The 23,316-nt window shown below is 60.4% G+C and carries 24 protein-coding genes and 1 pseudogene; 16 read left to right on the forward strand and 9 right to left on the reverse strand.

Annotation, left to right across the window (positions count from 1 at the left end; genetic code table 11):
- The first annotated feature begins 211 nt into the window (after positions 1 to 211).
- The 10 genes from aqpZ (at position 212) to ligA (ending at position 12,974) form a co-directional block, all read left to right on the forward strand.
- Positions 212 to 898, forward strand: coding sequence for an aquaporin Z (aqpZ, locus tag H4W29_RS16705; protein WP_192729898.1), 687 nt, complete (start codon positions 212 to 214; stop codon positions 896 to 898).
- Between the two features lie 275 nt (positions 899 to 1,173).
- Positions 1,174 to 2,100 carry a D-alanine--D-alanine ligase gene (locus H4W29_RS16710; protein WP_192729899.1) on the forward strand — a complete coding sequence of 309 codons (927 nt, stop codon included), beginning with the start codon at positions 1,174 to 1,176 and terminating at the stop codon, positions 2,098 to 2,100.
- Complete coding sequence (locus tag H4W29_RS16715; RefSeq protein ID WP_192729900.1) at positions 2,088 to 3,020, forward strand: cell division protein FtsQ/DivIB; 933 nt, start codon at positions 2,088 to 2,090, stop codon at positions 3,018 to 3,020. The genes H4W29_RS16710 and H4W29_RS16715 overlap by 13 nt, the downstream gene beginning before the upstream one ends.
- Positions 3,017 to 4,348 (forward strand): cell division protein FtsA, encoded by a 1,332-nt coding sequence (gene ftsA, locus H4W29_RS16720; RefSeq protein ID WP_192729901.1) that lies wholly within the window; start codon positions 3,017 to 3,019, stop codon positions 4,346 to 4,348. The genes H4W29_RS16715 and ftsA overlap by 4 nt, the downstream gene beginning before the upstream one ends.
- Positions 4,349 to 4,404: 56 nt before the next feature.
- The gene (gene ftsZ, locus H4W29_RS16725; protein ID WP_192729902.1) at positions 4,405 to 6,117 is read left to right on the forward strand and encodes a cell division protein FtsZ; all 1,713 of its coding nucleotides are present in this window, start codon (positions 4,405 to 4,407) and stop codon (positions 6,115 to 6,117) included.
- A gap of 261 nt (positions 6,118 to 6,378) precedes the next feature.
- The gene (gene lpxC / locus H4W29_RS16730; protein WP_192729903.1) at positions 6,379 to 7,335 is read left to right on the forward strand and encodes a UDP-3-O-acyl-N-acetylglucosamine deacetylase; all 957 of its coding nucleotides are present in this window, start codon (positions 6,379 to 6,381) and stop codon (positions 7,333 to 7,335) included.
- Positions 7,336 to 7,607: 272 nt separating this feature from the next.
- The gene (locus H4W29_RS16735) at positions 7,608 to 8,477 is read left to right on the forward strand and encodes an outer membrane protein assembly factor BamD (RefSeq protein ID WP_192729904.1); all 870 of its coding nucleotides are present in this window, start codon (positions 7,608 to 7,610) and stop codon (positions 8,475 to 8,477) included.
- Between the two features lie 5 nt (positions 8,478 to 8,482).
- Positions 8,483 to 10,156, forward strand: coding sequence for a DNA repair protein RecN (gene recN / locus H4W29_RS16740; RefSeq protein ID WP_192729905.1), 1,674 nt, complete (start codon positions 8,483 to 8,485; stop codon positions 10,154 to 10,156).
- A 67-nt stretch (positions 10,157 to 10,223) separates the two neighbouring features.
- Positions 10,224 to 10,742: a DUF6886 family protein gene (locus H4W29_RS16745; protein WP_192729906.1), complete on the forward strand. Its 519-nt coding sequence runs from the start codon at positions 10,224 to 10,226 to the stop codon at positions 10,740 to 10,742.
- Positions 10,743 to 10,817: 75 nt separating this feature from the next.
- Complete coding sequence (gene ligA / locus H4W29_RS16750; RefSeq protein ID WP_192729907.1) at positions 10,818 to 12,974, forward strand: NAD-dependent DNA ligase LigA; 2,157 nt, start codon at positions 10,818 to 10,820, stop codon at positions 12,972 to 12,974.
- A 156-nt stretch (positions 12,975 to 13,130) separates the two neighbouring features.
- Here ligA and H4W29_RS16755 read toward each other — a convergent pair whose 3' ends face one another.
- Positions 13,131 to 13,661, reverse strand: a complete 531-nt coding sequence (locus tag H4W29_RS16755) for a GNAT family N-acetyltransferase (protein WP_192729908.1) — start codon at positions 13,659 to 13,661, stop codon at positions 13,131 to 13,133.
- A gap of 271 nt (positions 13,662 to 13,932) precedes the next feature.
- Between H4W29_RS16755 and H4W29_RS16760 the strand changes: the two genes are divergently transcribed.
- Positions 13,933 to 14,523, forward strand: a complete 591-nt coding sequence (locus H4W29_RS16760) for a 3'-5' exonuclease (protein ID WP_192729909.1) — start codon at positions 13,933 to 13,935, stop codon at positions 14,521 to 14,523.
- A gap of 87 nt (positions 14,524 to 14,610) precedes the next feature.
- Positions 14,611 to 15,102 (forward strand): CreA family protein, encoded by a 492-nt coding sequence (locus tag H4W29_RS16765; RefSeq protein ID WP_192729910.1) that lies wholly within the window; start codon positions 14,611 to 14,613, stop codon positions 15,100 to 15,102.
- A 48-nt stretch (positions 15,103 to 15,150) separates the two neighbouring features.
- Here H4W29_RS16765 and H4W29_RS16770 read toward each other — a convergent pair whose 3' ends face one another.
- Positions 15,151 to 15,618, reverse strand: coding sequence for a chemotaxis protein CheW (locus H4W29_RS16770; RefSeq protein WP_112568976.1), 468 nt, complete (start codon positions 15,616 to 15,618; stop codon positions 15,151 to 15,153).
- A gap of 2 nt (positions 15,619 to 15,620) precedes the next feature.
- A pseudogene (locus H4W29_RS16775) lies at positions 15,621 to 16,037 on the reverse strand (methyl-accepting chemotaxis protein); the annotation flags it as partial.
- A 125-nt stretch (positions 16,038 to 16,162) separates the two neighbouring features.
- On the opposite strand from H4W29_RS16775, the gene H4W29_RS16780 reads away from it, so the two are divergent.
- Positions 16,163 to 16,765 carry an SCO family protein gene (locus tag H4W29_RS16780; RefSeq protein WP_192729911.1) on the forward strand — a complete coding sequence of 201 codons (603 nt, stop codon included), beginning with the start codon at positions 16,163 to 16,165 and terminating at the stop codon, positions 16,763 to 16,765.
- A gap of 59 nt (positions 16,766 to 16,824) precedes the next feature.
- Positions 16,825 to 17,703 (forward strand): 50S ribosomal protein L11 methyltransferase, encoded by an 879-nt coding sequence (locus H4W29_RS16785; RefSeq protein ID WP_192729912.1) that lies wholly within the window; start codon positions 16,825 to 16,827, stop codon positions 17,701 to 17,703.
- Between the two features lie 170 nt (positions 17,704 to 17,873).
- Here H4W29_RS16785 and H4W29_RS16790 read toward each other — a convergent pair whose 3' ends face one another.
- Positions 17,874 to 18,047 (reverse strand): hypothetical protein, encoded by a 174-nt coding sequence (locus H4W29_RS16790; RefSeq protein WP_018115709.1) that lies wholly within the window; start codon positions 18,045 to 18,047, stop codon positions 17,874 to 17,876.
- Positions 18,048 to 18,324: 277 nt separating this feature from the next.
- Here H4W29_RS16790 and H4W29_RS16795 point away from each other — a divergent pair, with 277 nt between their 5' ends.
- The gene (locus H4W29_RS16795) at positions 18,325 to 20,160 is read left to right on the forward strand and encodes an aminopeptidase P family protein (RefSeq protein WP_192729913.1); all 1,836 of its coding nucleotides are present in this window, start codon (positions 18,325 to 18,327) and stop codon (positions 20,158 to 20,160) included.
- A 24-nt stretch (positions 20,161 to 20,184) separates the two neighbouring features.
- Here H4W29_RS16795 and H4W29_RS16800 read toward each other — a convergent pair whose 3' ends face one another.
- The gene (locus H4W29_RS16800; RefSeq protein ID WP_192729914.1) at positions 20,185 to 20,493 is read right to left on the reverse strand and encodes a branched-chain amino acid transport AzlD family protein; all 309 of its coding nucleotides are present in this window, start codon (positions 20,491 to 20,493) and stop codon (positions 20,185 to 20,187) included.
- A 1-nt stretch (position 20,494) separates the two neighbouring features.
- Entirely contained in the window at positions 20,495 to 21,226 is a 732-nt protein-coding gene (locus H4W29_RS16805; protein ID WP_192729915.1) for an AzlC family ABC transporter permease, read from the reverse strand.
- Between the two features lie 132 nt (positions 21,227 to 21,358).
- On the opposite strand from H4W29_RS16805, the gene H4W29_RS16810 reads away from it, so the two are divergent.
- Complete coding sequence (locus H4W29_RS16810) at positions 21,359 to 21,610, forward strand: DUF2164 domain-containing protein (RefSeq protein ID WP_192729916.1); 252 nt, start codon at positions 21,359 to 21,361, stop codon at positions 21,608 to 21,610.
- On the opposite strand, the gene pncA is transcribed toward H4W29_RS16810, so the two are convergent.
- The 3 genes from pncA to H4W29_RS16825 all read right to left on the reverse strand — a co-directional run bounded on the left by pncA (position 21,611) and on the right by H4W29_RS16825 (position 23,278).
- Complete coding sequence (pncA, locus tag H4W29_RS16815) at positions 21,611 to 22,237, reverse strand: bifunctional nicotinamidase/pyrazinamidase (RefSeq protein ID WP_192729917.1); 627 nt, start codon at positions 22,235 to 22,237, stop codon at positions 21,611 to 21,613.
- Positions 22,238 to 22,443: 206 nt separating this feature from the next.
- Entirely contained in the window at positions 22,444 to 22,953 is a 510-nt protein-coding gene (locus H4W29_RS16820; RefSeq protein WP_192729918.1) for a GNAT family N-acetyltransferase, read from the reverse strand.
- Complete coding sequence (locus H4W29_RS16825; protein WP_246517202.1) at positions 22,859 to 23,278, reverse strand: hypothetical protein; 420 nt, start codon at positions 23,276 to 23,278, stop codon at positions 22,859 to 22,861. The genes H4W29_RS16820 and H4W29_RS16825 overlap by 95 nt, the downstream gene beginning before the upstream one ends.
- Positions 23,279 to 23,316 lie beyond the last annotated feature (38 nt).

Here is a 23,316-nt window from a genome sequence, read left to right on the forward strand (position 1 = left end):
TGAGAAAATGCCCGGACACGCAAGAATATGACGCAAGCGACATTATGCGCTGGTTTGACAGGGCGGCACCGATATGGGTAGCCGTCCGCCCTGGTTCGGCGGTTTCTCAACCTTGCGCCAGGCTTGTCGGGAAGTGGCCCCGAACTTGACCGGAATCAAATTGCAATTGATTGATAAAGTGCTCTCTGGTTGAGAGAATGGAGGGGCACACATGCGGAAAAGTCTTGCTGCCGAGTTTCTCGGCACGTTTTGGTTGGTCTTCGGCGGATGCGGTAGTGCCGTGCTCGCGGCCGCCTATCCCGAACTTGGAATCGGTTTTGCCGGCGTGGCGCTGGCGTTTGGTTTGACCGTGGTCACCATGGCCTATGCCGTGGGCGGTATTTCCGGCGGCCATTTCAATCCCGCCGTCTCTCTCGGGCTTGTTGTTGCGGGACGTTTTCCTGCGGCGCGTCTCGTTCCCTATATCGTCGCACAGGTGATCGGTGCCATCGTTGCTGCCGCCGCGCTCTATCTCATCGCCAGCGGCAAGGCGGGTTTCGAACTCGGCGGGTTTGCCGCCAACGGATATGGCGAACATTCTCCCGGCGGTTATTCGCTGCTTTCGGCGCTGCTGATCGAAATTCTGCTGACCATGTTTTTCCTGATCATCATCCTGGGATCGACAAGCAGCAGGGTGCCTGCCGGCTTTGCACCACTTGCGATCGGCCTGGGGCTGACGCTAATTCACCTCGTCGCGATCCCCGTAACGAACACCTCCGTCAATCCGGCGCGTTCGACCGGGCAGGCGCTTTTCGTCGGCGGCTGGGCGCTGCAGCAGCTCTGGCTGTTCTGGATCGCGCCGCTTGCGGGCGGTGCGATTGGCGGCCTCGTCTGGAAGTTCTTCGGCGATAAGGACTGATCGCAGAAGATCGCCACATGCCATTGAACCCGCGTGGTTTTTCTGCGCGGGTTTTTCGTTTTCCATCGTGCTTGCGGCCTATTCGCGGTGATATTCGAGCGATCGTAACGGCAGAAAAATGAAGCATACGGCAAGGCGGAGTTAACGAAAGTAAACGATTCGTTAACCATAATGATGCTCTAATGCACCCAAGTCAGACAAAGGCCACGAACCGCGCAGACCAGCTCCGCGTAAGCCTCGATCCGGCAGAGTGAAAGTTATTTTTGGGGGTGTTGATGAGTCGCGAGCACGTAGCTGTCCTGATGGGCGGATTTTCTTCGGAGAGGCCTGTCAGCCTTTCTTCGGGGAAGGCGTGTGCCGATGCTCTCGAAGGTGAAGGCTTCAAGGTGACGCGCATCGATGTCGAGCGCGACATTTCCGAGAAGCTCTCTGCCCTGAAGCCCGACGTTGTCTTCAATGCCTTGCATGGGCCTTTCGGCGAGGATGGCACCATCCAGGGCATTCTCGAATATCTGCAGATCCCTTATACGCATTCGGGCGTGCTTGCTTCTGCGCTTGCCATGGACAAGGCCCGGGCGAAGCGTGTGGCCGCCGCCGCCGGTGTTCCGGTTGCCGAATCGCAGGTTCTGAATCGCTTCTCGTTTCCGTCGGAGCATCCGATGAAGGCGCCCTATGTGGTCAAGCCGGTGCGCGAGGGCTCCAGCTTTGGTGTCGTTATCGTCGGTGAGGATCAGGCGCATCCGCCGCAGGTCATCGGCTCGGCCGAGTGGCGTTATGGCGAGGAGGTCATCGTCGAGCGCTACATCCATGGTCGCGAGCTGACCTGCGGTGTGATGGGTGATCAACCCATGGATGTCATTGAGGTGGTACCTCAGGGCCACAATTTCTATGATTACGACTCCAAGTATGCGTCGGGTGGCTCAAAACATGTCTTGCCGGCTAAAATTTCACCGAAAATTTACCAAAAAATACAAACATTGGCATTAAGGGCGCATCAAGCAATCGGTTGCCGCGGCGTCAGTCGGTCCGACTTTCGTTACGACGATCGTTTCTCCGAAGACGGCGAGATCATCTGGCTGGAGGTCAATACTCAGCCGGGCATGACTCCAACCTCCCTTGTGCCCGAAATGGCCGGCCATGCCGGATATTCCTTTGGTGCATTTCTCCGGTGGATGGTGGAGGACGCGTCTTGTTTGCGTTGACGGTCAAAAGGATAGGGCGCCCCAGCCGTTATGCCGAGCTTCCTGTTCTGGAAGCCGACGAACGCCGCGTGCTGCCGCGTCCGCTGCGCCGCGTCGTACGCTTCCTCGTCAGTCTCGGTAGCGGCCGCATCCATATCCCGACCCACACGGGCACGGTTTCCGCGCTTGGCTTCCTTGCCGCGACTGGTCTCTATGGCATGTCGCTTGGCGGCCATACGGAAGCCGTCGCGCAGGCAACGACCAGTGCTGTCGGCTTTGCCATCGAGGACGTGAAGGTCTCCGGCAACAATCAGACCTCCGAAATCGAGATTCTGCAGCTTCTCGGACTCGATGGCGCGACGTCGCTCGTCGCCCTCGATGTCGATGCCGCGCGCCAGAAGATTGCGCGCCTTCCCTGGGTCGAAAATGTCGAAGTCCGCAAGGTCTATCCGAAGACGATCGAGGTGAAGCTCTCGGAGCGCGCCGCCTATGCCATCTGGCAGCACGGCCAGGAGCTTTCGCTGATCGAGAAGAGTGGCAGCGTGATCGCGCCGCTTCGCGACAATAAATTCTCGACCCTGCCGCTGGTCGTCGGCCGTGATGCCGAAACGGCGGCCGCCTCCATCGAAGATGCCTTCGCCAAGTGGCCCGATGTCAAGGCCCGTGTGAAGGCTTACGTCTGGGTTTCCGGTCGTCGCTGGGATCTGCACATGGACAACGGCGTCGTCGTCAAGCTGCCGGAAGACGGTCTCGACCAGGCACTCGCGACCCTTTCGGAATTTGACAAGGAACAGCAGCTTCTGGAGCGCGATATCGCTGCAGTCGATCTCAGGTTGCCGGATCGCACGACGATCCAGCTGACGCCTGAGGCAGCAGCCCGCCGACAGGCGGCAGTCACGGCGCGCACCAAGGATTTGAAGAAGGCGGGGCAGAATATATGAGCTTGTTCGGTTCATCCCATTTCGGATTGCCGCGCCTGAAGCCGCTTTCGTCGAAGCGGTCGCATATTGTTTCGGTGCTCGATATCGGCTCGACCAAGGTCGTCTGCATGATCGGTCGGCTGACGCCGCGCGAGGAAAGCCAGATCCTGCCGGGCCGCACGCACAATATCGAGATCATCGGCATCGGCCATCAGCGTTCGCGCGGGATCAAGACCGGTGTGATCGCCGATCTCGACGCGCTGGAAGGCGTCATTCGTCTCGCCGTCGATGCGGCCGAGCGCATGGCGGGCCTGACCGTCGAGAGCCTGATCGTCAATCTGACTGCCGGTCGTCTCGGCAGCGACATCTACACGGCAACCATCGATCTCGGCGGCCAGGAAGTCGAACTGAACGACCTGAAGAAGGTGCTTTCGGCAGCCTGCCAGCAGTCGCTGCGCCAGGACCGCGCCGTCCTGCATTCGCTGGCCACCGGCTTCTCGCTGGATGGCGAGCGCGGCATCCGCGATCCGCTGGCGATGTATGGCGATGCGCTCGGCGTCGACATGCATGTGGTGACGGCGGAGCGCTCGGCGCTCAAAAATCTCGAGCTGAGCGTCAACAGGGCGCATCTTTCGGTGGAAGGAATCGTTGCAACGCCTTATGCATCTGGTCTTGCCGCACTGGTCGACGATGAAGTCGAACTTGGCTGTGCGGCCATCGACATGGGCGGCGGCACGACGACGATTTCGGTCTTTGCCGAAGGCAAGCTTGTCCATACCGATGCAGTCGGCCTCGGCGGTCATCATGTGACGACCGACCTCGCACGCGGCCTTTCCACCCGGATCGAGGATGCTGAACGTTTGAAGGTGGTCCATGCTTCGGCGCTGACCAATTCTTCCGACGAGCGTGAACTGATCTCCATTCCGCCGATCGGCGAGGATGACCGTGATCAGCCGTCGCAGGTGCCGCGGGCTCTGGTTTCGCGCATCGTTTCGGCGCGTATCGAGGAGACGATGGAACTCATCCGCGACCGGATCCAGCGTTCGGGCTTCAGCCCGATCGTCGGAAAGCGAGTCGTGCTGACGGGCGGCGCCAGCCAGCTGACGGGCCTTGCCGAAGTGGCACGGCGCATCCTGGCCCGCAACGTCCGTATCGGCCGCCCGATGGGTGTCTCGGGTCTTCCGACGGCGGCCAAGGGCCCGGCCTTTTCGACGGCCGTGGGTTTGATGATCTATCCGCAGGTCGCGGACATGGAAACACATGCGTCACAGAGCAGCCTGCTTCTGTCGCTTGGGGGTAATAACAGCCGCATCGCCCGCATGGGCCAGTGGCTGAAGGAAAGCTTTTGAAATTGAGTGAATTGGCCGGCGTGGCGATGCGGCCAGAGAGAGAAGGAACTGGTACCATGACTATCAAGCTGCAGAAGCCTGACATCACCGAGCTGAAGCCGCGCATCACCGTGTTCGGCGTTGGCGGCGGCGGCGGCAATGCCGTCAATAACATGATTTCCGCAGGCCTCCAGGGCGTCGACTTCGTCGTTGCCAACACGGATGCCCAGGCACTGACGATGACGAAGGCCGAACGGATCATCCAGCTCGGCGCCAGCGTTACCGAAGGCCTCGGCGCCGGCTCGCAGCCGGAAGTCGGCCGTGCAGCCGCCGAAGAGTGCATCGACGAGATCGTCGATCACCTGAATGGCACGCATATGTGCTTCGTCACCGCCGGCATGGGCGGTGGTACCGGTACGGGTGCTGCTCCTGTCGTCGCACAGGCGGCCCGCAACAAGGGCATCCTGACGGTCGGCGTCGTTACCAAGCCGTTCCACTTCGAAGGCGGGCGCCGCATGCGCCTGGCCGAATCCGGTATTCAGGAACTGCAGAAGTCTGTCGATACGCTCATCGTCATTCCGAACCAGAACCTCTTCCGGATCGCCAACGACAAGACGACCTTCGCCGACGCCTTCGCCATGGCTGACCAGGTTCTCTACTCGGGCGTTGCCTGCATCACCGACCTGATGGTGAAGGAAGGTCTCATCAACCTCGACTTCGCCGACGTCCGTTCCGTCATGCGCGAAATGGGCCGTGCGATGATGGGCACGGGCGAGGCTTCCGGTTCGGGCCGCGCCATGCAGGCCGCCGAAGCGGCGATCGCCAACCCGCTGCTCGACGAAACCTCGATGAAGGGCGCACAGGGCCTGCTGATCTCCATCACCGGCGGTCGCGACCTCACGCTCTTCGAAGTCGACGAAGCTGCAACCCGCATCCGTGAAGAAGTCGATCCGGACGCCAACATCATCCTCGGCGCAACCTTCGACGAATCGCTCGAAGGCATCATCCGCGTCTCGGTCGTTGCCACCGGTATCGACCGCGCGATGAACCAGGCTGCCGATCGGTCGTTCCAGCCGGTCGCAAAGCCGGCTATCCGTCCCTCCGCGGCCGTTGCTCCGGCACCGGCCGCAGTTCAGCCTGCTCCGGTCATGCAGGCACCGAAGGCCGACCAGATTGCGCAGACCATCCGTATGGCTGAAGCCGAGATGGAACGTGAACTGGAAATCCCGGCTCCGCGTGCCGCTGCTCCGATCCAGCAGCAGCCGGTGATGCAGGAGACCTTCCGTCCGCAGAGCAAGATTTTTGCTTCTGCGCCTGAAGCGGCCCCGGTCATGCGCCAGGCTCCGGTACAGTCGGCTCCCGTCATGCAGCAGCCGGCTCCGCAGCCTATCATGCAGCAGCAGCCGGTCCGTCACGAGCCCCTGATCCGCCAGGCTCCTGAGCAGGTCCGCATGCCAAAGGTCGAGGACTTCCCGCCGGTCGTCCAGGCCGAGATCGACCATCGCTCGCAGCCTGCCGCTTCGCACGTCCAGGAAGAGCGCGGCCCGATGGGCCTGCTCAAGCGAATCACCAATTCGCTTGGCCGCCGCGAAGAGGAAGTCGCTCCGGAAATGACCTCCGCGCCGGCTGCATCCTCGCAGCAGCGCCGTCCGTTGTCACCGGAAGCAAGCCTCTACGCACCGCGTCGCGGCAACCTTGACGACCAGGGCCGTGCAGTGCCGCAGGCCCGCATGATGCAGGAAGACGACCAGCTGGAAATCCCGGCGTTCCTGCGTCGCCAGTCGAACTGATAGGACAGCTTCTCCACAGAAAACGCCCGGGGCAGAAATCCCGGGCGTTTGCATTTCTACCTGATTGAATTCTAAATGCTTTTCGCTCTGCGGATTTCGTAACAAATCGAAACGAACAGTGATTTGGATTGCAGCGCCCGTCCACGTAAGTATGAAGCAAGCGAACTGCCCTTAGAGTCCGCTTCGAGCGGTTCGGGCAGTGTAGAAGAAAGATCCGGTCGGTTGCCTGCAACGGATACGGAAGAATAAAGGCAGAATTTTATGGGACTTGGCTTGCTGGGCTTTCAGACGACGGTATCGCGTCCGGTGACACTTTCGGGCATCGGCGTTCATTCTGGTGCCGACGTTTCGATCACCTTCAATCCGGCCGAAGCCGGCACCGGCGTGATTTTCCAGCGCATCCATGACAATGGTGACGTTACCGAACTGAAGGCTGTTTCCTCGCAGGTCGGCAATACCGATCTCTGCACCGTTCTCGGCTTCTCGCCGGCCCATTCCGTCGCGACGATCGAACATGTCATGGCAGCCGTTTACGCTCTCGGCCTCGACAATGTCGTGATCGAAGTCAACGGCGCTGAAATGCCGATCATGGATGGCAGCTCGGTTCCCTTCGTCGAAGCTATCGAACAGGTCGGCCTCGTTTCCCTCGGCGTCAAGCGCCGCTATATCCGCATCACCAAGCCTGTACGTATCGAGCATGGTGGTTCCTGGAGCGAGTTCCGCCCCTATGACGGCACGCGCTTCGAAGTCGAGATCGATTTCGAATGCCCGCTGATCGGCCGTCAGAAGTGGGAAGGCGATCTAACTGCCACCGTTTTCAAGGCCGAGCTGTCGCGTGCGCGCACTTTCGGCTTCATGCGTGATGTCGAGCGTCTCTGGGCTTCGGGCCATGCTCTCGGCTCTTCGCTCGAAAATTCCGTCGTCATCTCCGACGATAATACCGTCATCAATGTCGAAGGCCTGCGCTATGCCAAGGACGAGTTCGTGCGTCACAAGACGCTCGATGCCGTCGGCGATCTGGCGCTTGCCGGCGCACAGTTCATCGGCTGCTACCGTTCCTATCGCGGCGGCCACAAGATGAATGCCAACGCTCTCAAGGCACTGCTCAGCGATCCCTCGGCCTATGAAGTGGTCGAGACCTCGACGCCGCGCCAGCGCGTTGCCGTTCGCGAATTCATTGCAGTCAGCGCTCCGGAATTCGCCCCCTGGTCGGCATGACCTCCAGTATACCAATTAAGGCCAGGGCCGCCTCCTAACGGGGGCGGTTTTTTTATGGAGAGGCGGCGGATGCGTGGCGATAGATGTTTTGCGGCATATATTTAGCCGCTGCCGCTTCGAATGCCGGTGAAAAGCCCGACATTCTCGGCGGTGCTGCCACAAAAATGCGTTAATGCGTGATCATTGCGTTGCTCTTGATAGGTATTTGTGGCTAGAAACGCCAGCTAGGCGTGGCTGCCGTGGAGTGGACGGCAGCGGTGGGATTCTTTCGAATGGCTTATGCAAGGTCTGACATGATGATGAAGACAGCGCGTGCTTTGCTCGCATCCGTGATGGTGCTGAGCGCAGGTGCCTTGATTTCCGGCTGCCAGTCGGACCCTGATATCGACATCACCAAGCTCGGCCTCGAAACCGATCCGCCTGACGTGCTCTACACGCAGGGCCTCGCCAACATGAAGGCCGGCAATATGGCCGAGGCGGCGCGCAAGTTCGATGCGATCGATGCGCAGAACCCCTTCTCGGAATGGGCGCGCAAGGCGCTCGTCATGAGCACCTTCGTCAAGTATCGCCAGGGCCGCTTCGACGACGCGCTCGCATCCGGCAACAAATATATGGCGCAGTATCCGAAGTCTAAGGATGCCGCTTACGTGCAGTATCTCGTGGGCCTGACCTATTCCAAGCAGATCGTCGACGTGACGCAGGACCAGCGCGCCTCGCAGAAGACGATCGAGGCGATGCAGGCCGTCGTCGACAACTATCCCGACTCCGAATATGTCGACGACGCGCAGGCCAAGATGCGCTTTGCGCGCGACCAGCTCGCCGGCAAGGAGATGCAGGTCGGCCGTTACTACATGGAGCGCAAGGAATATCTCGCTGCGATCTCGCGTTTCCGCATTGTCGTCGAGAAATACCCGAACACGAATCAGGTCGAAGAGGCGCTCGCCCGTCTCGTTGAAGCCTATTATGCGATGGGTGTCGTCGAGGAGGCGCAGACTGCTGCTGCCGTTCTCGGTCACAATTATCCCGACAGCCAGTGGTATGCTGATTCTTATAAACTGCTGCAGTCGGGTGGCGCGGAGCCGCGTGAAAACAAGGGTTCGTGGATCGCCGCAGCGGGCAAGAAACTCCTTCTCGGTTCCTGAGGCCAATGCTGATCCAGCTTTCGATCCGCGATATCGTTCTGATCGAGCGGCTGGATCTTGCCTTCGAGACCGGCCTCTCCGTGCTGACGGGTGAGACGGGTGCGGGCAAATCCATCCTGCTCGACAGTTTATCGCTGGCCCTTGGCGGGCGCGGCGATGGCGGCCTCGTGCGCCACGGCGAGGACAAGGGCCAGGTGACGGCCGTCTTCGATGTCGGCATGGATCACGGTGCCCGCAAGCTCTTGCGCGAAAACGGCATCGATGACGAAGGCGACCTGATCTTTCGCCGACAGCAATCCTCAGATGGCCGCACAAAGGCCTATGTGAACGACCAGCCGCTGAGCGTGCAGCTGATGCGTCAGGCCGGCCAGATGCTGGTCGAGATCCACGGCCAGCACGACGACCGCGCGCTCGTCGATACAAACGCCCATAGAACGTTGCTGGACGCCTTTGCGGGCATCAGCGATGACGTTCAGGGCGTCGGGACACTTTACCGCCAGTGGCGCGACAGCGAGCGTACGCTGAAGAAACACCGCGAGAAGGTCGAGGCGGCTTCCCGTGAGGCGGATTATCTGCGCTCCTCCGTCGAAGAGCTCGAAAAGCTTTCACCGCGCGATGGTGAAGAAGACGAGCTTGCCGACCGCCGCCAGAAGATGATGAAGGCGGAGCGCATTGCCGGCGATATTGCCGAGGCTTCCGAGTTCCTCAACGGCAATGCCTCTCCCGTGCCGCATATCGCCTCGCTGGTGCGCCGTCTCGAGCGCAAGAGCCATGAGGCGCCCGGATTGCTGGAAGACACCGTAGCGCTTCTTGACGCCGCGCTGGACCAGCTCTCCAACGCGCAGATGGAAGTCGAGGCGGCACTGCGCAAGACGGAATATGATCCGAAGGAACTGGAGCGCGTCGAAGAGCGGCTGTTTGCGCTGCGCGCTGCCTCCCGCAAATATTCCGTTCCCGTCACCGAGCTTCCGGCGCTCGCCGTGCGCATGATCAGCGATCTTGCCGATCTCGATGCCGGCGAAGAGCGTCTCTCCAAGCTCGAGGCGGAAGTCGGGGTCGCCAAGGCGAATTATGATGCGGCCGCCCGCTCGCTTTCGCAGAAGCGTCACCATGCGGGCGATGCGCTGGCGCAGGCCGTCATGGCAGAGCTGCCGGCACTGAAGCTCGAGCGCGCCCGCTTCATGGTGGAGATCACTACCGATACGGAGGAGGCGACGGCCGAAGGTATCGATGTCGTCGAATTCCATGTCCAGACCAATCCGGGCACGCGGCCGGGCTCGATCATGAAGGTGGCCTCGGGCGGCGAACTCTCGCGCTTCCTGCTGGCGCTCAAGGTGGCGCTTGCCGATCGCGGTTCGGCGCCGACCCTCGTCTTTGACGAAATCGACACTGGTGTGGGTGGTGCCGTGGCTGACGCGATCGGCCAGCGGCTGAAGCGGCTTTCCGAGCGTGTGCAGGTGCTCTCCGTCACTCATGCGCCGCAGGTGGCCGCGCGGGCCGCCACGCATCTCCTGATCTCCAAGGGACCGTCCGGCGACGGCTCCGACAAGATCGCCACGCGCGTTGCCACTATGGCTCACAAGGACCGTACAGAAGAGATCGCACGCATGCTGGCCGGCGCTTCCGTGACGGAAGAGGCGAGGGCGGCCGCTGCGCGGCTGCTGGCAGGTAACGGCTAGGTATTCACCGGTGGTGACAAGCGCGAAGCGCTGGGTTATCTGACCTCACCACTGGTGAGGTCCATGTATGCGGCTTTTCCATTTCAGCGACGATCCCGGCATTGCGGTCTTCGAACCGCGCCCGGTTCGCATTTCGTCCGGACGGCCGCCCGGCCGGGAGTGGCTGAACGGGCCGCTCGTCTGGGCGATCGATGATATTCACGACTTCATGTATCTCTTCCCGCGCGATTGCCCGCGCATCGTTGTTTGGGCAAAGCCGGAGACATCGCACGAGGATCGCCGCCTGCTCGGGGACTGGCGGGGTGCCGCCTATGTCGAGCGAGACTGGCTGGAGCGACTGCAGGCCGAGACCATCCACCGCTACGAGATGCCGACGGAGGGTTTCGAGGATCTGCAGGACGCGGGAATGTGGGTGTCGCGGAGGAATGTCGTACCGCTCGCGCTCACGGCTCTGTCCGGCCTCGACCGGGAATTTGCACCACGCGGTATCGAGCTTAAGGTCGTCGACAGTCTTATGCCGGTGAAGGCGCTGCAGGACACGACATTACATGTGAGCGCCATCAGACTCCGCAACGCCCGGCCGTAAATTCCAAACGTCGGTGCTATTTCAATCGCGGAATTTTGCTCTAAAACCATTGCAGATTCTCTGGAGTGGAGCTGCATGTCGACCGAATCCGTCGCTGTTGAGGACCTGACCCTTGAAGACGCTGCCATCGAACTGGAGCGGCTGGCCAAGGAGGTTGCGCGTAACGACGCGCTCTATCATGGCAAGGACCAGCCAGAGATTTCCGATGCGGATTACGACGCGCTGAAGCGTCGCAACGATGCGATCGAGGCACGCTTTCCGGAGCTCATTCGCGATGACAGTCCGTCGCGCCGGGTGGGGGCCGAACCGTCCAACACCTTTGCGCCGGTCGTCCATTCCCGGCCGATGCTGTCACTCGACAACACCTTTTCACAGGAAGATGTGCGCGACTTCGTTGCCAGCGTCTATCGCTTCCTCGGCCGCCTGCCTGACAATTCCATCGCCTTTACCGCCGAACCGAAGATTGACGGGCTTTCCATGTCGATCCGTTACGAGAATGGCAAGCTGGTGACGGCTGCCACGCGCGGCGACGGCACGACAGGCGAAAACGTCACGGCCAATATCCGCACCATCAAGGAAATCCCAAACGAGCTGCCGAAGGGCGTTCCATCCGTCGTGGAAGTGCGTGGCGAGGTCTACATGGCCAAGAGCGATTTCATGGCGCTCAACGCCCAGATGGAGGCCGAAGGCAAGCAGACCTATGTCAATCCGCGCAACACGGCGGCAGGATCGCTGCGTCAGCTCGACGCGAAGGTGACGGCGAGCCGCAAGTTGAAGTTCTTTGCCTATGCATGGGGCGAGATGTCGGACATGCCTGCCAATACGCAGATGGGCATGGTCGAAAAGTTCAGGGAGTGGGGCTTCCCGGTCAATCCACTGATGAAGCGGCTGAGTTCGGTTGACGATATCCTTGCCCACTATAGTGAGATCGGTCTCGAACGGCCGGACCTCGATTATGATATCGACGGTGTCGTCTACAAGGTCGACAGCCTCGAATTGCAGCAGCGCCTCGGCTTCCGCTCGCGCAGTCCGCGCTGGGCGACCGCGCACAAGTTCCCGGCCGAACAGGCTTTCACCATCGTCGAGAATATCGACATCCAGGTCGGCCGCACCGGCGCACTGACGCCCGTAGCGCGGCTGACGCCGATCACCGTCGGCGGCGTCGTCGTCACTAATGCGACGCTGCATAACGAGGATTATATCAAGGGCATCGGCAACAATGGCGAACGCATCCGCGAGGAGGAGCACGATATCCGCATCGGCGACACCGTCATCGTGCAGCGTGCCGGTGACGTGATCCCGCAGGTTCTCGACGTCGTCATGGAAAAGCGGCCGGCGGAAGCTCAGCCCTATCAGTTTCCGAAGGTGTGCCCGGTCTGCGGTTCGCATGCGGTGCGTGAGCGGCACGAGAAGACCGGCAAGCTCGATTCCGTCACCCGCTGCACTGGCGGGTTCATCTGCCGGGCGCAGGCTACGGAAGAGCTAAAGCACTTCGTCTCGCGCAATGCCTTCGACATTGAAGGGCTCGGCTCCAAGCAGATCGATTTCTTTTTCGAGAACGATGATCCTGCGCTGCAGATCCGTACGGCGCCTGATATTTTCACGCTGGAAAAGCGGCAATCCGCTTCGTTGACCAAGCTTGAGAATATCGACGGTTTCGGCAAGGTCAGCGTCGCCAAGCTTTATGCCGCCATCAACGAGCGGCGCAGCATTGCCCTTCACCGCTTCATTTATGCACTTGGCATCCGCCATGTGGGCGAAACCACTGCAAAGCTTCTGGCGCGCTCCTACAATACCTACGAGGCCTTTGCGACGGCGATGAAGGAGGCGGCAGCGCTTTCGGGTGATGCCTGGAACGACCTCAACGCCATCGAAGGTATTGGTGAGGTCGTGGCGCGTGCCATCGTCGAATTCTACAAGGAGCCGCGCAATATCGAAGTGATCGGCCGCCTGCTCGACGAGGTGACGCCGCAGGAGGCCGAACAGCCGGTGACAGCGGGCAGCCCGGTCGCCGGCAAGACCGTCGTTTTTACCGGTTCGCTGGAGAAGTTTACCCGCGAAGAGGCGAAGGCGAGGGCTGAAGGCCTCGGAGCAAAGGTGGCGGGTTCCGTCTCCAAGAAGACCGATATCGTCGTTGCCGGCCCCGGCGCCGGCTCCAAGCTCGACAAGGCTCGCGAACTCGGCGTCCAGACGATGGACGAGGACGAGTGGCTGGCGCTGATTGGCGGATGAAGGAGAGCGGGCGCGGGACGTCCGGTTTCGGCTTTTGACAGGCCGGCCTTTTACTCGGCGTCGTCCTCGGGCTTGTCCCGAGGATCTGCCACGCATCAACATACAGAACGGCAGCAGATGCTCGGGACAAAGCCCGAGCATGACGGAGGAGAGTTTTCACACCCTCAGCCGCGCCATCGTATAGGCATCGACATATTGCCCGTCGCGATAGCCGAAGGAGCGGAGCAAGCCTTCCTTTTCGAAGCCGAACTTCTCGTAGAGACGGATAGCCGCATCATTATCCGTATAGACGGTCAATTCCATCCGCTTGATGTCATGCCAGTTGTCGGCAGCGTCGAGCATGGCGGCCATCAGGAAGGTTCCGACGCCGCGACCGGTGAAATCGTCGTGCACACCCATGCCGAGGCTAGCGGCATGTTGGCGCCGTCCCTCGAAGCGGGTCATGCCGCCATTGGCGACGAGCTTGCCGTCGAGTTCGACGACGAGATTGAGCGCGCCGGGCGAGAGGTTTTCCATGCGCTTGCGCACCGCGTCGATGCTTTGAAAGGGCGGGCGCAGCGTGCCGGCGCGGTAGCCCGGCAGGTTCAACAGTTCGGTGACGGCTTCGGCATCGCTCACGCGCAGGGCGCGAACGCTGAGGCCCTTCATAGAAGGCTTTTCGGGTGGGGTATCCTGATTGACTGACATCATGCTCTCCTTGGGTTTCAAAAAGAGGAGAGCGGAGTTTCAGAAAACCCTGCTCGCCTCGGCAGGGTTTTCGGGAATGATCGGCTCTAGTGACGCACCATCTCTCCCGCGTACCCTGCAAGGGGCGTGGTGATAAGATGATGGGTGTGGGCCACAGAGTTGATCATGGCGGAAGTTTCGCCATTTGCGTGCAGATGTCAACAGGTCAGGATTTGCCTTCGGAAGCGGCTATCTTTATTCCGATAAGGACAGACGATTCGGATATCTGCCCGTGAAGACCATCGCCATCGATTTCGAGACAGCCAACGAACAGCGCGGCAGTGCCTGCTCGGTCGGCCTTGCCTGGATCGAAGACGGGCGGGTGACGCGGGTCGAGGAGCGGCTGATCCGCCCACGCGACATGCGCTTTTCCGGCATGAATATCGCGATCCACGGCATTCGCCCCGAGCATGTCGAGGATGCGCCTGAATTCCCCGAAGTCATGGACGAGTTTGTTGACGACTTCCGGGGTGCGACGATGATCGCCCACAATGCCGCCTTCGATTTCAGCGTCTGGCGGGCGAGCCTCGATCTTTACCGGCAGTCCTATCCGGAGCTGACCTATCTCTGCAGCCTGAAGATGGCGCAGCGCATCTGGCCGCATTTCCTGTCGCACCGGCTGAACCTGATTGCCGAACATCTCGGCCTGCGTTTCGTCCACCATAATGCCGCCGAGGATGCTGCCGTTTGCGCGGCAGCGGCAATCGAGATGGCGAAGGCCGTTAAGGCCGCGACGGTTGCCGCCATTCCCGCTGTGATCGGCATGAAGCCCGGCCGGCTGACGTCTGCGGGCTACGAGCCCTGCACCTGCCGCAAGGCGTGATTTTTGCTTTCCTGCAAGGCTCAGGCGCTTTCTTGCAAAGGGTCCGGCCATTCTTATCTTAGCTTCCGGATCAACACGGGAGTTGCCATGTCCGCTTTGCGCAATCTTTTCCTCTCTGCAGCGTTCCTGACCGTTTCCGCAGGCGCGACTTCTGCGGAAGTCGTCGGCAAGGTCGGGATCGACTGGATCGGCAACGACATCATAATCGAGGCGGTCTCCGACCCTGAGGTGAAGGGCGTGACCTGCCATGTCACCTATTTCGACCGCAGCCTCATCGACCGTTTCAAGAACGGCAACTGGTTCGAAGATCCTTCAAACAATTCCATCGCCTGCCGCCAGACGGGGCCGATCGAGATCGGCAATATCGATATGTCCAAGGACGGCAGCGAGGTGTTTCGCCAAGGCATGTCACTGATCTGGAAGACGCTTGCCGTCAACCGCATCTACGACAAGGCCAATAATACGCTGATCTATCTCGCGCATTCGCGACAGGTGACGGATGGCTCGGCGAAGATGTCGATTTCGACGATCCCGCTCTATGGGCAGGATGTGGTGTGGAAGAACGGGAAGCCGCAATAAAAAAGGCCCGGGCAAGCCGGGCCTTTGAATTCCGAATATGAGGAGAGATCAGGCCGCTTCGCGAGCCAGCTCGTCGGCAATGACGGTGTCGAGGTTGAGGAAGCAGACCATGGTCTTTTCGAGCGCGACGATGCCGCGGCAGAAGGCACGCTGGGCTTCCGGGATGATTTCCGGTGGCGGCTGCAGGTCTTCGCTCTTGATGGTCATCATGTCGGAGACCTGTTCGACCAGCAGGCCGACGAGCTTGCCGGCGATGTCGGTGACGATGATGGCGGAACGCTCTGACGGTTCTGTCATCTTCATGCCGAGGCGGCAGGCCATGTCGATGACCGGGATCACGGCACCGCGCAGGTTGATGAGGCCGAGGACGTAGGGCGGGGTATGCGGCATTGGGGTCACCGGTGCCCAGCCGCGGATTTCGCGGATCGCCATGATATCGATGCAGAACTCCTGGTCGCCCAGGTGGAACGAGACGATTTCGAGGTAGGCGCCCGACTGCTTGATGGCGTTGCTCATGATCAGAATTCTTCCCAGTTGTCTCCGGCCGGAGAGGCGAGTGTCCTGGCGGCAGAGCCGCCCGTGAAGGCGCCCGCGACCTTGCCGATGAGGCTTCGTGCGGGTGAGGTTTTCGGATGCGAGGCTGCGGGGGCTTCTCGCGGCGTTTGACGGGCGTTCATGCCCTCGCCGATATTGAACTGCCGTACCAGCTGCGTCAGGTTTTCTGTATCGCTTGCGAGAGTGTGGCTGGCGGCGTTCGTTTCTTCCACCATTGCCGCATTCTTCTGCGTCGCCTGATCCATCTGGCTGATGGCTGTATTGATCTCGTTCAGTCTGACTGATTGTTCGCGCGCAGAGGTTACGATTGATTTAACATGACCGTCGATACGCAGAACATCTTCGTCGATTTGGCGCAAAGCGTTCCTGGCCGGCGTCACTTGAGTATCGTGGGACAATTAATCACGGGTCAGAAAACGCATTCTTGAATTGCGCGCCTGCGATCGTGACTATAATCAGCGAACGAACGGATGGGGGCATCCGCTGCCGGAGCAAGGATCACGCAATGAAGAATTTCCGTATCGCCGTGTGGATCGCAGTGCTGCTGCTTGCCGGCGTGCTTGGCTGGTTCACGCTGGACCAGAGCCGGACGAGAGAAGTGGTGGCCGAGGGGCCGTTCGGGGTGCCGTTCACGCTGGTATCGCAGACAGGTCAGCCGATTACGGAGCAGGCCCTGCGCGGCAAGCCCACCGCCTTGTTCTTCGGCTTCACGCATTGCCCTGAAGTGTGCCCGACGACGCTCTTCGAGCTCGATGGCTGGATGGCGAAGGTCGATCCGGAGGGTAACAAGCTGCAGGCCTATTTCGTGACCGTCGATCCCGAGCGCGATACGCCTGAGATCATGGACCAGTATGTCTCCAACGTTTCCAAGCGTATCACCGGCATTTCCGGTTCGCCGGACAAGATCGCCGACGTGATCAAGGGCTTCCGCGTCTATGCCAAGAAGGTGCCCGTGGATGAGAAAAACCCAAACGGCGACTATACGATGGACCATACCGCCTCGGTCTTCCTGCTCGATTCGGCCGGGCGTTTTGCGGGAACGATCTCCTATGGCGAAAACCCCGATACGGCGATAAAGAAGCTTGAGAATCTCGTCGCCAAGGGATGACCGGCAGCTGAATATGTTGGAACCGGCAGCGGGCGACGCAACCGGAAAGATTGCCTATCGTGAGTGAAATCCGCCTTTATGTGTCGACGACTGAAAAGCAGGCCGAGGACATCCTCGACCTTCTGAGCGAGGTCTTCGGTGAAGAAGATTTTGCCATTGGCACGACCGAGATCGACGAGAAGAAAGATGTCTGGGAAGCCTCCGTCTACATGATGGCGGAGGAAGAGGCGGATGTGCGCACTCGTATCGAAGCGGCGCTGAAGGACGCTTTCCCGGATGCTGCGCTGTCGCGCGAGGTCATTCCGGATGTGGACTGGGTGGTCAAATCGCTGGAGGGGCTGAAGCCCGTCAGGGCAGGGCGGTTCCTCGTGCACGGCTCGCATGACCGCGACAAGGTGCGCATGGGCGACATCGCCATCGAGATCGATGCCGGCCAGGCCTTCGGTACCGGCCATCACGGCACGACGGCCGGCTGCCTTGAGGTGATCGACCGCGTGGTCAGGGCGCGCACCGTGCGTAATGCGCTCGATCTTGGTACGGGCAGCGGCGTGCTGGCGATTGCCGTGCGCAAGCTCAAGAACATTTCGGTGCTCGCAACCGATATCGACCCGATCGCTGTCCGCGTTGCGGCCGAGAATGTTCGCCGCAACGGTATTGCCAGCGGCATCAGCACGGTGACGGCACCGGGCTTCCACTCGACGGCCTTTTCCGAGAACGGGCCGTTCGATCTCATCATCGCCAATATTCTGGCGCGGCCGCTGATCAAGATGGCGCCGCAACTCGTGGCGCATCTGGCGCCGGGTGGCTCGGTGATCCTGTCGGGCATTCTCGCCAGTCAGCGCTGGAAGGTGATTGCCGCCTATAGCGGCGCGAAGCTTCGCCACGTGCGCACCATCTGGCGCAATGGCTGGGTAACGATCCATCTGGATCGCCCCTGATTTCCCCGGAATAGAGACAAGAAAAAAGGCGGTGCCAGAGGCACCGCCTTGGACCGGCATTTAAATCCGGTCTTGCCCGCGAGCTCGAAGGAGGAGGATGCTCAAGCGGGCACTACTGCATTCCGATAGGCCTGTCCGGTGGAGGGAGGAGGATCGGAAAGGCTTTAAGCTCAGAATGCGTAGCTCGGTGCGCCCTTGTGGCGCGTAGAACGCTGGCCTGCTGCGAGCACCTTGAGGCTGTCCTCATGCTGCGGGCGGCGGGCGCCGATGATATGACGCACAGTCTGGCGTTCGCCAGCCTGTACCGGGCTGCTGTAAGCGAAGCGCGAGAGCGAGGCGGTCATTTCAAAAATCCTTTGTTGGTGGTTCGTCGTGAACCGTTCGATGAGCCGTATATAGCTATTCCGTCATGCAGTGGCAGAGGGTTTGTTTCATTGCAGCCATGCGCGCAATGCATGAAGCGTGCCAGTTTCCCCCATCGAGACACATTTCTGCCAAATTATTGGGCGCCCGAGCCTTTCCAGCCGCTTCGCGTCGCTTTTTCTCCCCAATGACTGAAATTTCGCTAACATGGCTGCTATCCCATTAACCGGATTCGTTTCATTCATTCGGGTTTCCAGCATGTTCCAGTCTTTCGAAGTCACCTCCACGCCACAGTTCGGCAGGGAACGGGTTTCCGCACTGCGCGCCAGTTTCGACGCGCTCGGTATCGATGCCTTCCTCGTGCCGCGCGCCGATGAGTTCAACGGTGAATATGTGCCTGCTTGTGCGGAACGGCTCTCTTGGCTGACGGGCTTCACCGGCTCGGCGGGCATTGCGCTGATCACCCGGACGGAAGCGATCGTCTATGTCGACAGCCGCTACGTGACGCAATTGGCCGAGCAAGTGGACGGTTCGGTCTTTACCGGCGGCGATCTCGTCAACGAGCCGCCGCACGTGTGGCTTCCGGCGCATGGCAAAAAGGGGCTGAAGCTCGGCATCGATCCGTGGCTGCATTCGGGCGCCGAAGTGCGCAAGCTCGAAAAGGCGCTGTCGGAGATCGGCGGCTCGCTCATCTTCCTGCCGCATAATCCGCTCGACAAGCTCTGGACCGACCGGCCGGCAGAACCGCTCGGCGCCGTCACCATCCAAAATGTCGCGCAGGCTGGTGTTCTCGCGAAAGACAAGATCGCGACCATTGCCGCCGACCTCGGCAAGAAGAACCTGAAGGCGGTGTTGATCGCCGATCCGTCCTCAATCGCCTGGATCTTCAATATCCGCGGCGCCGACGTGCCGCATACGCCACATCCGCTGGCGCGCGCCATCATCCATGCCGACGGCAAGGCGGAGATATTTCTCGACAAGCGCAAGACCGGCATCGAGCCGGAAGCCTATCTCGCGCAGATCGCCGTCCAGCTTGCGCCCTCGCTGCTGGATGAGAAGCTAGCTGCAGTCGCCAAGGATGGCGGGCGTATCCTCATCGATCCCGATATCGCTTCCTATGCGCTTGCCGAGATCAGCCGCAAGGCTGGCGGCGAAGTGGTCGAGGGTGCCGATCCGGCAAAGCTGCCACGCGCGGTGAAGAACAGCACGGAGATCAACGGTTCGGCCGCAGCCCATCTGCAGGATGGCGCGGCCATGGTGGAATTCCTCTACTGGCTGTCGCAGAGCAAGCCGGGCACGATCACCGAAATTGGCGCTGCCGAACGGCTGGAAGCGGCCCGCGCCAGGCTGGGTCAGAGCATGCAGAACCCGCTGAAGGATATTTCCTTCGACACGATCTCGGGTGCGGGCGAACATGCGGCCATCATGCATTACCGGGTGACGACGGCGACCGACCGGCATATCCAGCCGGGTGAGCTCTTCCTGATCGATTCCGGCGCGCAATATACCAATGGCACGACCGACATCACCCGTACGGTCGGCATCGGCGCCGTCGGTGAAGAGCACAAGCGCTTCTTCACCCTGGTGCTGAAGGGCATGATACAGATCAGCACGGCGCGCTTCCCCAAGGGTACGCGCGGCTGCGACCTCGATCCGCTGGCGCGTATCGCTCTATGGCGGGCAGGGGCCGATTTCGCGCATGGTACGGGCCACGGCGTGGGCTCCTACCTCTCGGTTCACGAGGGGCCGCAGCGCATTTCGCGGCTTTCGACGCAGGAGCTGCTGCCCGGCATGATTCTCTCCAATGAGCCGGGCTATTACCGGCCGGGCCATTTCGGCATCCGCATCGAGAACCTGATCTATGTGCGGGAGGCCGAAGCCATCGATGGCGGCGACATGCCAATGTTCGGCTTCGAGACGCTGACCTTCTGCCCGATCGATCGCAACATCGTCATTCCTGAATTGCTGACGCATGACGAGCTGCACTGGTTCAACGAATACCACCGCCAGACGCGCGAGGCGCTGATGCCGCTGATCCACGACCATGACGTCAAGGCATGGCTGGAGAATGCGACGCTGCCGTTGGAATACTGAGCGGCCGGATATCCGGCCCGCGGTTTAGAGACCGATCGTGTGCCGCCAGATCATCACGATGATCCAGGCGGTCACGAGCATCCAGGTGTGCGAGGAGCGCAGGCCGATGACGAGGGCGACGGCGAGCGCCAGCTTCGAATCCCAGCCGCCGATGAAGAAGGCGGGTGCGACAAGCGTCGTCAGCACGGCTGCGGGCACGGCGTTCAGGGCCGCTTCCATGCGCGGCGGAATGCGCTTCATCTTGGTGATCATGATGTAGCCGCCGATGCGGGTCGCGAAGGTCGCGGCTGCGGCGGCCAGAATCACGAGAGCCATATGGAGATCAAATTCCATCTCAGACCTCGTGGTTTTCGGTGTTGAGGGCGTCGGCTTCGAGATCCGGCTCTTCGGCGGGCAGGGGCATCAGCGCAGCAAGGATGATGCCGGCCGCAGCACCCAGGCTCACATGCCAGGGGGAACCCACAAAATGATAGGCAATGACCGAGGCGACGGCGCTCGTCAGCGCCACGGGCAGGAAATTCTCGCGCTTGCGGAAGCCGAGGACAATGGCGAGGAAATAGGCCGGCAGCAGGATATCGAGGCCGATCGTCTGCGGATTGCCGATGAAGGAGCCGAGCATGCCGCCGATGAGGCTGATGAGGACCCAGGGGATATAGATGATGATGCCGAAGCCGAGATACCAGGTGAAGGTGACGGGCTGCCCTGCTTCGCCACGCTTGACGGTTTCGGCAAATTGCGGATCGACCAGCAGGAAGAAGGTGAAGAACTTCTGCAGCGGAGTGAAATGCCTGATGTAGCGGGCAATCGCTGCCGAATAGAGCACGTGGCGGAAGTTGACGGCGAGGATCGACAGCACGATCACCCAGGCCTGAACATTATGGCCGAAGAGCTCGATGCCGACCATCTGGCTGGCGCCCGCATAAACGGTGGCGCTCATGAAGGTGAGTTCGGAGAGCGACATGCCCTGCTCGGCGGCAAGGGCGCCAAACAGCGCTCCGAAGGGAGCAGAAGCGAGCGCCACGGCGAATCCGCCCCGCAAACCTTCTACAAAGTCGGCGCGTTTCATGGGATTGGTCCTGTTGGAATTGAAATTTCCCTCTATGGTGTCTCACATGCTACGGCAATTGAATTTCCTTGATTCACCAATCGATTTTGCTGAAGCGTTACCGGTTTGCGCCACCGGCGAGGCGAGGAAACAATGAAAAAGATTGAATTTACGAAGGAAGAAAAAGCGGAAATCGTTTCGCACATCCGGCAATATTTTGACCGCGAGCTCGACCCGATCGGCGTGCTGCCAGCAGAGTTCCTGCTCGACTTCTTCGCTGAGAAGATCGGACCCTATTTCTACAATAGAGGGCTTCGCGATGCCCATGCCGCCTTCCTCAAGAAGATGGAGGATTTCGGAGAAGAGATCTATCTCCTGGAGCGCGAAGGCGAGAGGAACAGCTGATCAGGCGGCCAGAATATCGGTGCTGTTGACGATGTCTATGCCGTTTGCGCGCATCTCGTCGATGGCCGCAGCGACACCTTCGGGCGTGATGCCGCGGCTCGCGTCTTCGATAAAGCGAACCTTGACGCCGGGGATCAGTTCCAGCGCATCGAGCGCGGAGAATTTTACACAATAGTCGGTCGCAAGCCCGCAGACATCAAGTTCGGTGACGCCCTGTTCCACCAGGAAATCTGCAAGGCCGGTCAGGGCATGCTGATCGTTGTCGCGGAAGGCGGAATAGCTGTCGACGTTCCTGTTTTCGCCCTTCTGCTGGATGAGGTCGATCTGGGCCGAATGGAGCTCGGGGTGCAGTTCGGCGTCACGCGTATACTGTACGCAGTGGTCCGGCCACAGCATCTGCGGCTTGCCGGAGAGCTCGCCTATCTCGAAAGGGTTCTTGCCGGGATGGGAGGAGGCGAAGCTGCCGTGATCAGCGGGGTGCCAGTCCTGTGAGGCGACTATGAGATCGTATTTGCCACTGTCGATGAGGCTGTTGGCGACGGGAACGACTTCATGGCCATCCAGAACCGGCAGGTTGCCTCCGGGACAGAAGCCATTCTGAATATCGACCAGCAGCAACGCCTTCATTAAGCTATCCCTTACGCATACCGCCCCGAAAAATGCCGACCGGTGCCAGCACAATCAACTAGTGGATTTCCGGGGGGCAAGGCGCAAGTGCTATTTCTCGTATCAAGAGTGGCAAATGGCTGCATCAACGTATTTTTCTGCTGCTGCTCGCGTAATACGCGAAAGCAGCAAGTATTTCGCGTTTTATATTAGGATTTATGCATGCGCTAAGGAGCCGGATGCCTGAAGACTAGGTCGTCCATATCACCCTCCTGGCGCGGGGCCGTTGCATCCGGTACGGCGCCCAGCCGTTCGGCAAGACGGATCGACCGCATATTGGGAGGAGCGATATAGCTCACCAGCGTCTTCAGCCCACGCACCGTAAAGGCCCAGTCGCGCAGGGCGACGGCTGCCTCATAGGCATAACCTTTGCCCTCGGCCTGCGGATAGACGAGCCAGCCCAGTTCCTTCTCGGGAAACAGCGGACCGTGATTGATGCCGACCTGGCCGAAGCATTGCCCCGTGGCGCGGTCCTCCATCATCAGGGCGCCATGGCCCATTAGCGCCCACAGCGCGACGTCATGGCAGAACATGCCCCAGGCAGCCTTGGTCGAATGCGGGCCGCCCATATAGAGGGCGCGATCAGAGATCATCAGTGCGTGATAATCCGGCCAGTCTTCCATTACGGGAGGCCGCAGGATCAGGCGCTCGGTTTGAAGTGTCGGTATAGACGTCATCGGATGTCGTGTGTGCCTTCGTGGACCTGGATTGAAGGTAGGCCGCAATCGCATTGACGGTTTGCAGCGCAGCACCTTGAATGGCATCATTAACAGGTCCGAGCCCCATTTTGATGACGACGATCTCTTCAAGGTAAGTAGCGACTGCCGCGGGCATCGAGCCGTGAAGGAGCATGTTGGCGGCGTGTAGAAGATAGGAATCATATTCGTTGGCGGCGGTCGTTCGCCATGCCTGATCATCCACTTGCCTGACGCCGATCGGATCCCAGTGATCCCAGCCAATCCGGCGCAGTATTTTCACGTCAATTGTCGAATGATCAGCCATTTCGGCAGCCTCGCCGATAAATCAGGCCAGCACAAGCG

This window comes from Rhizobium viscosum, from assembly GCF_014873945.1.
GTDB classification, from domain to species: domain Bacteria; phylum Pseudomonadota; class Alphaproteobacteria; order Rhizobiales; family Rhizobiaceae; genus Rhizobium; species Rhizobium viscosum.

Coding starts and splice junctions, on each gene's coding strand:
- H4W29_RS16805 (WP_192729915.1), bottom strand. CDS start 21,226: ATGAAACGCGCCGACTTTGTAGAAGGTTTGCGGGGCGGATTCGCCGTG.
- H4W29_RS16735 (WP_192729904.1), top strand. CDS start 7,608: ATGGCTTATGCAAGGTCTGACATGATGATGAAGACAGCGCGTGCTTTG.
- H4W29_RS16755 (WP_192729908.1), bottom strand. CDS start 13,661: ATGTCAGTCAATCAGGATACCCCACCCGAAAAGCCTTCTATGAAGGGC.
- H4W29_RS16710 (WP_192729899.1), top strand. CDS start 1,174: ATGAGTCGCGAGCACGTAGCTGTCCTGATGGGCGGATTTTCTTCGGAG.
- ligA (WP_192729907.1), top strand. CDS start 10,818: ATGTCGACCGAATCCGTCGCTGTTGAGGACCTGACCCTTGAAGACGCT.
- H4W29_RS16770 (WP_112568976.1), bottom strand. CDS start 15,618: ATGAGCAACGCCATCAAGCAGTCGGGCGCCTACCTCGAAATCGTCTCG.
- recN (WP_192729905.1), top strand. CDS start 8,483: ATGCTGATCCAGCTTTCGATCCGCGATATCGTTCTGATCGAGCGGCTG.
- H4W29_RS16745 (WP_192729906.1), top strand. CDS start 10,224: ATGCGGCTTTTCCATTTCAGCGACGATCCCGGCATTGCGGTCTTCGAA.
- H4W29_RS16790 (WP_018115709.1), bottom strand. CDS start 18,047: ATGACCGCCTCGCTCTCGCGCTTCGCTTACAGCAGCCCGGTACAGGCT.
- H4W29_RS16825 (WP_246517202.1), bottom strand. CDS start 23,278: ATGGCTGATCATTCGACAATTGACGTGAAAATACTGCGCCGGATTGGC.
- ftsZ (WP_192729902.1), top strand. CDS start 4,405: ATGACTATCAAGCTGCAGAAGCCTGACATCACCGAGCTGAAGCCGCGC.
- pncA (WP_192729917.1), bottom strand. CDS start 22,237: ATGAAGGCGTTGCTGCTGGTCGATATTCAGAATGGCTTCTGTCCCGGA.
- H4W29_RS16795 (WP_192729913.1), top strand. CDS start 18,325: ATGTTCCAGTCTTTCGAAGTCACCTCCACGCCACAGTTCGGCAGGGAA.
- H4W29_RS16810 (WP_192729916.1), top strand. CDS start 21,359: ATGAAAAAGATTGAATTTACGAAGGAAGAAAAAGCGGAAATCGTTTCG.
- H4W29_RS16780 (WP_192729911.1), top strand. CDS start 16,163: ATGAAGAATTTCCGTATCGCCGTGTGGATCGCAGTGCTGCTGCTTGCC.
- H4W29_RS16800 (WP_192729914.1), bottom strand. CDS start 20,493: ATGGAATTTGATCTCCATATGGCTCTCGTGATTCTGGCCGCCGCAGCC.
- aqpZ (WP_192729898.1), top strand. CDS start 212: ATGCGGAAAAGTCTTGCTGCCGAGTTTCTCGGCACGTTTTGGTTGGTC.
- H4W29_RS16820 (WP_192729918.1), bottom strand. CDS start 22,953: ATGACGTCTATACCGACACTTCAAACCGAGCGCCTGATCCTGCGGCCT.
- H4W29_RS16765 (WP_192729910.1), top strand. CDS start 14,611: ATGTCCGCTTTGCGCAATCTTTTCCTCTCTGCAGCGTTCCTGACCGTT.
- lpxC (WP_192729903.1), top strand. CDS start 6,379: ATGGGACTTGGCTTGCTGGGCTTTCAGACGACGGTATCGCGTCCGGTG.
- ftsA (WP_192729901.1), top strand. CDS start 3,017: ATGAGCTTGTTCGGTTCATCCCATTTCGGATTGCCGCGCCTGAAGCCG.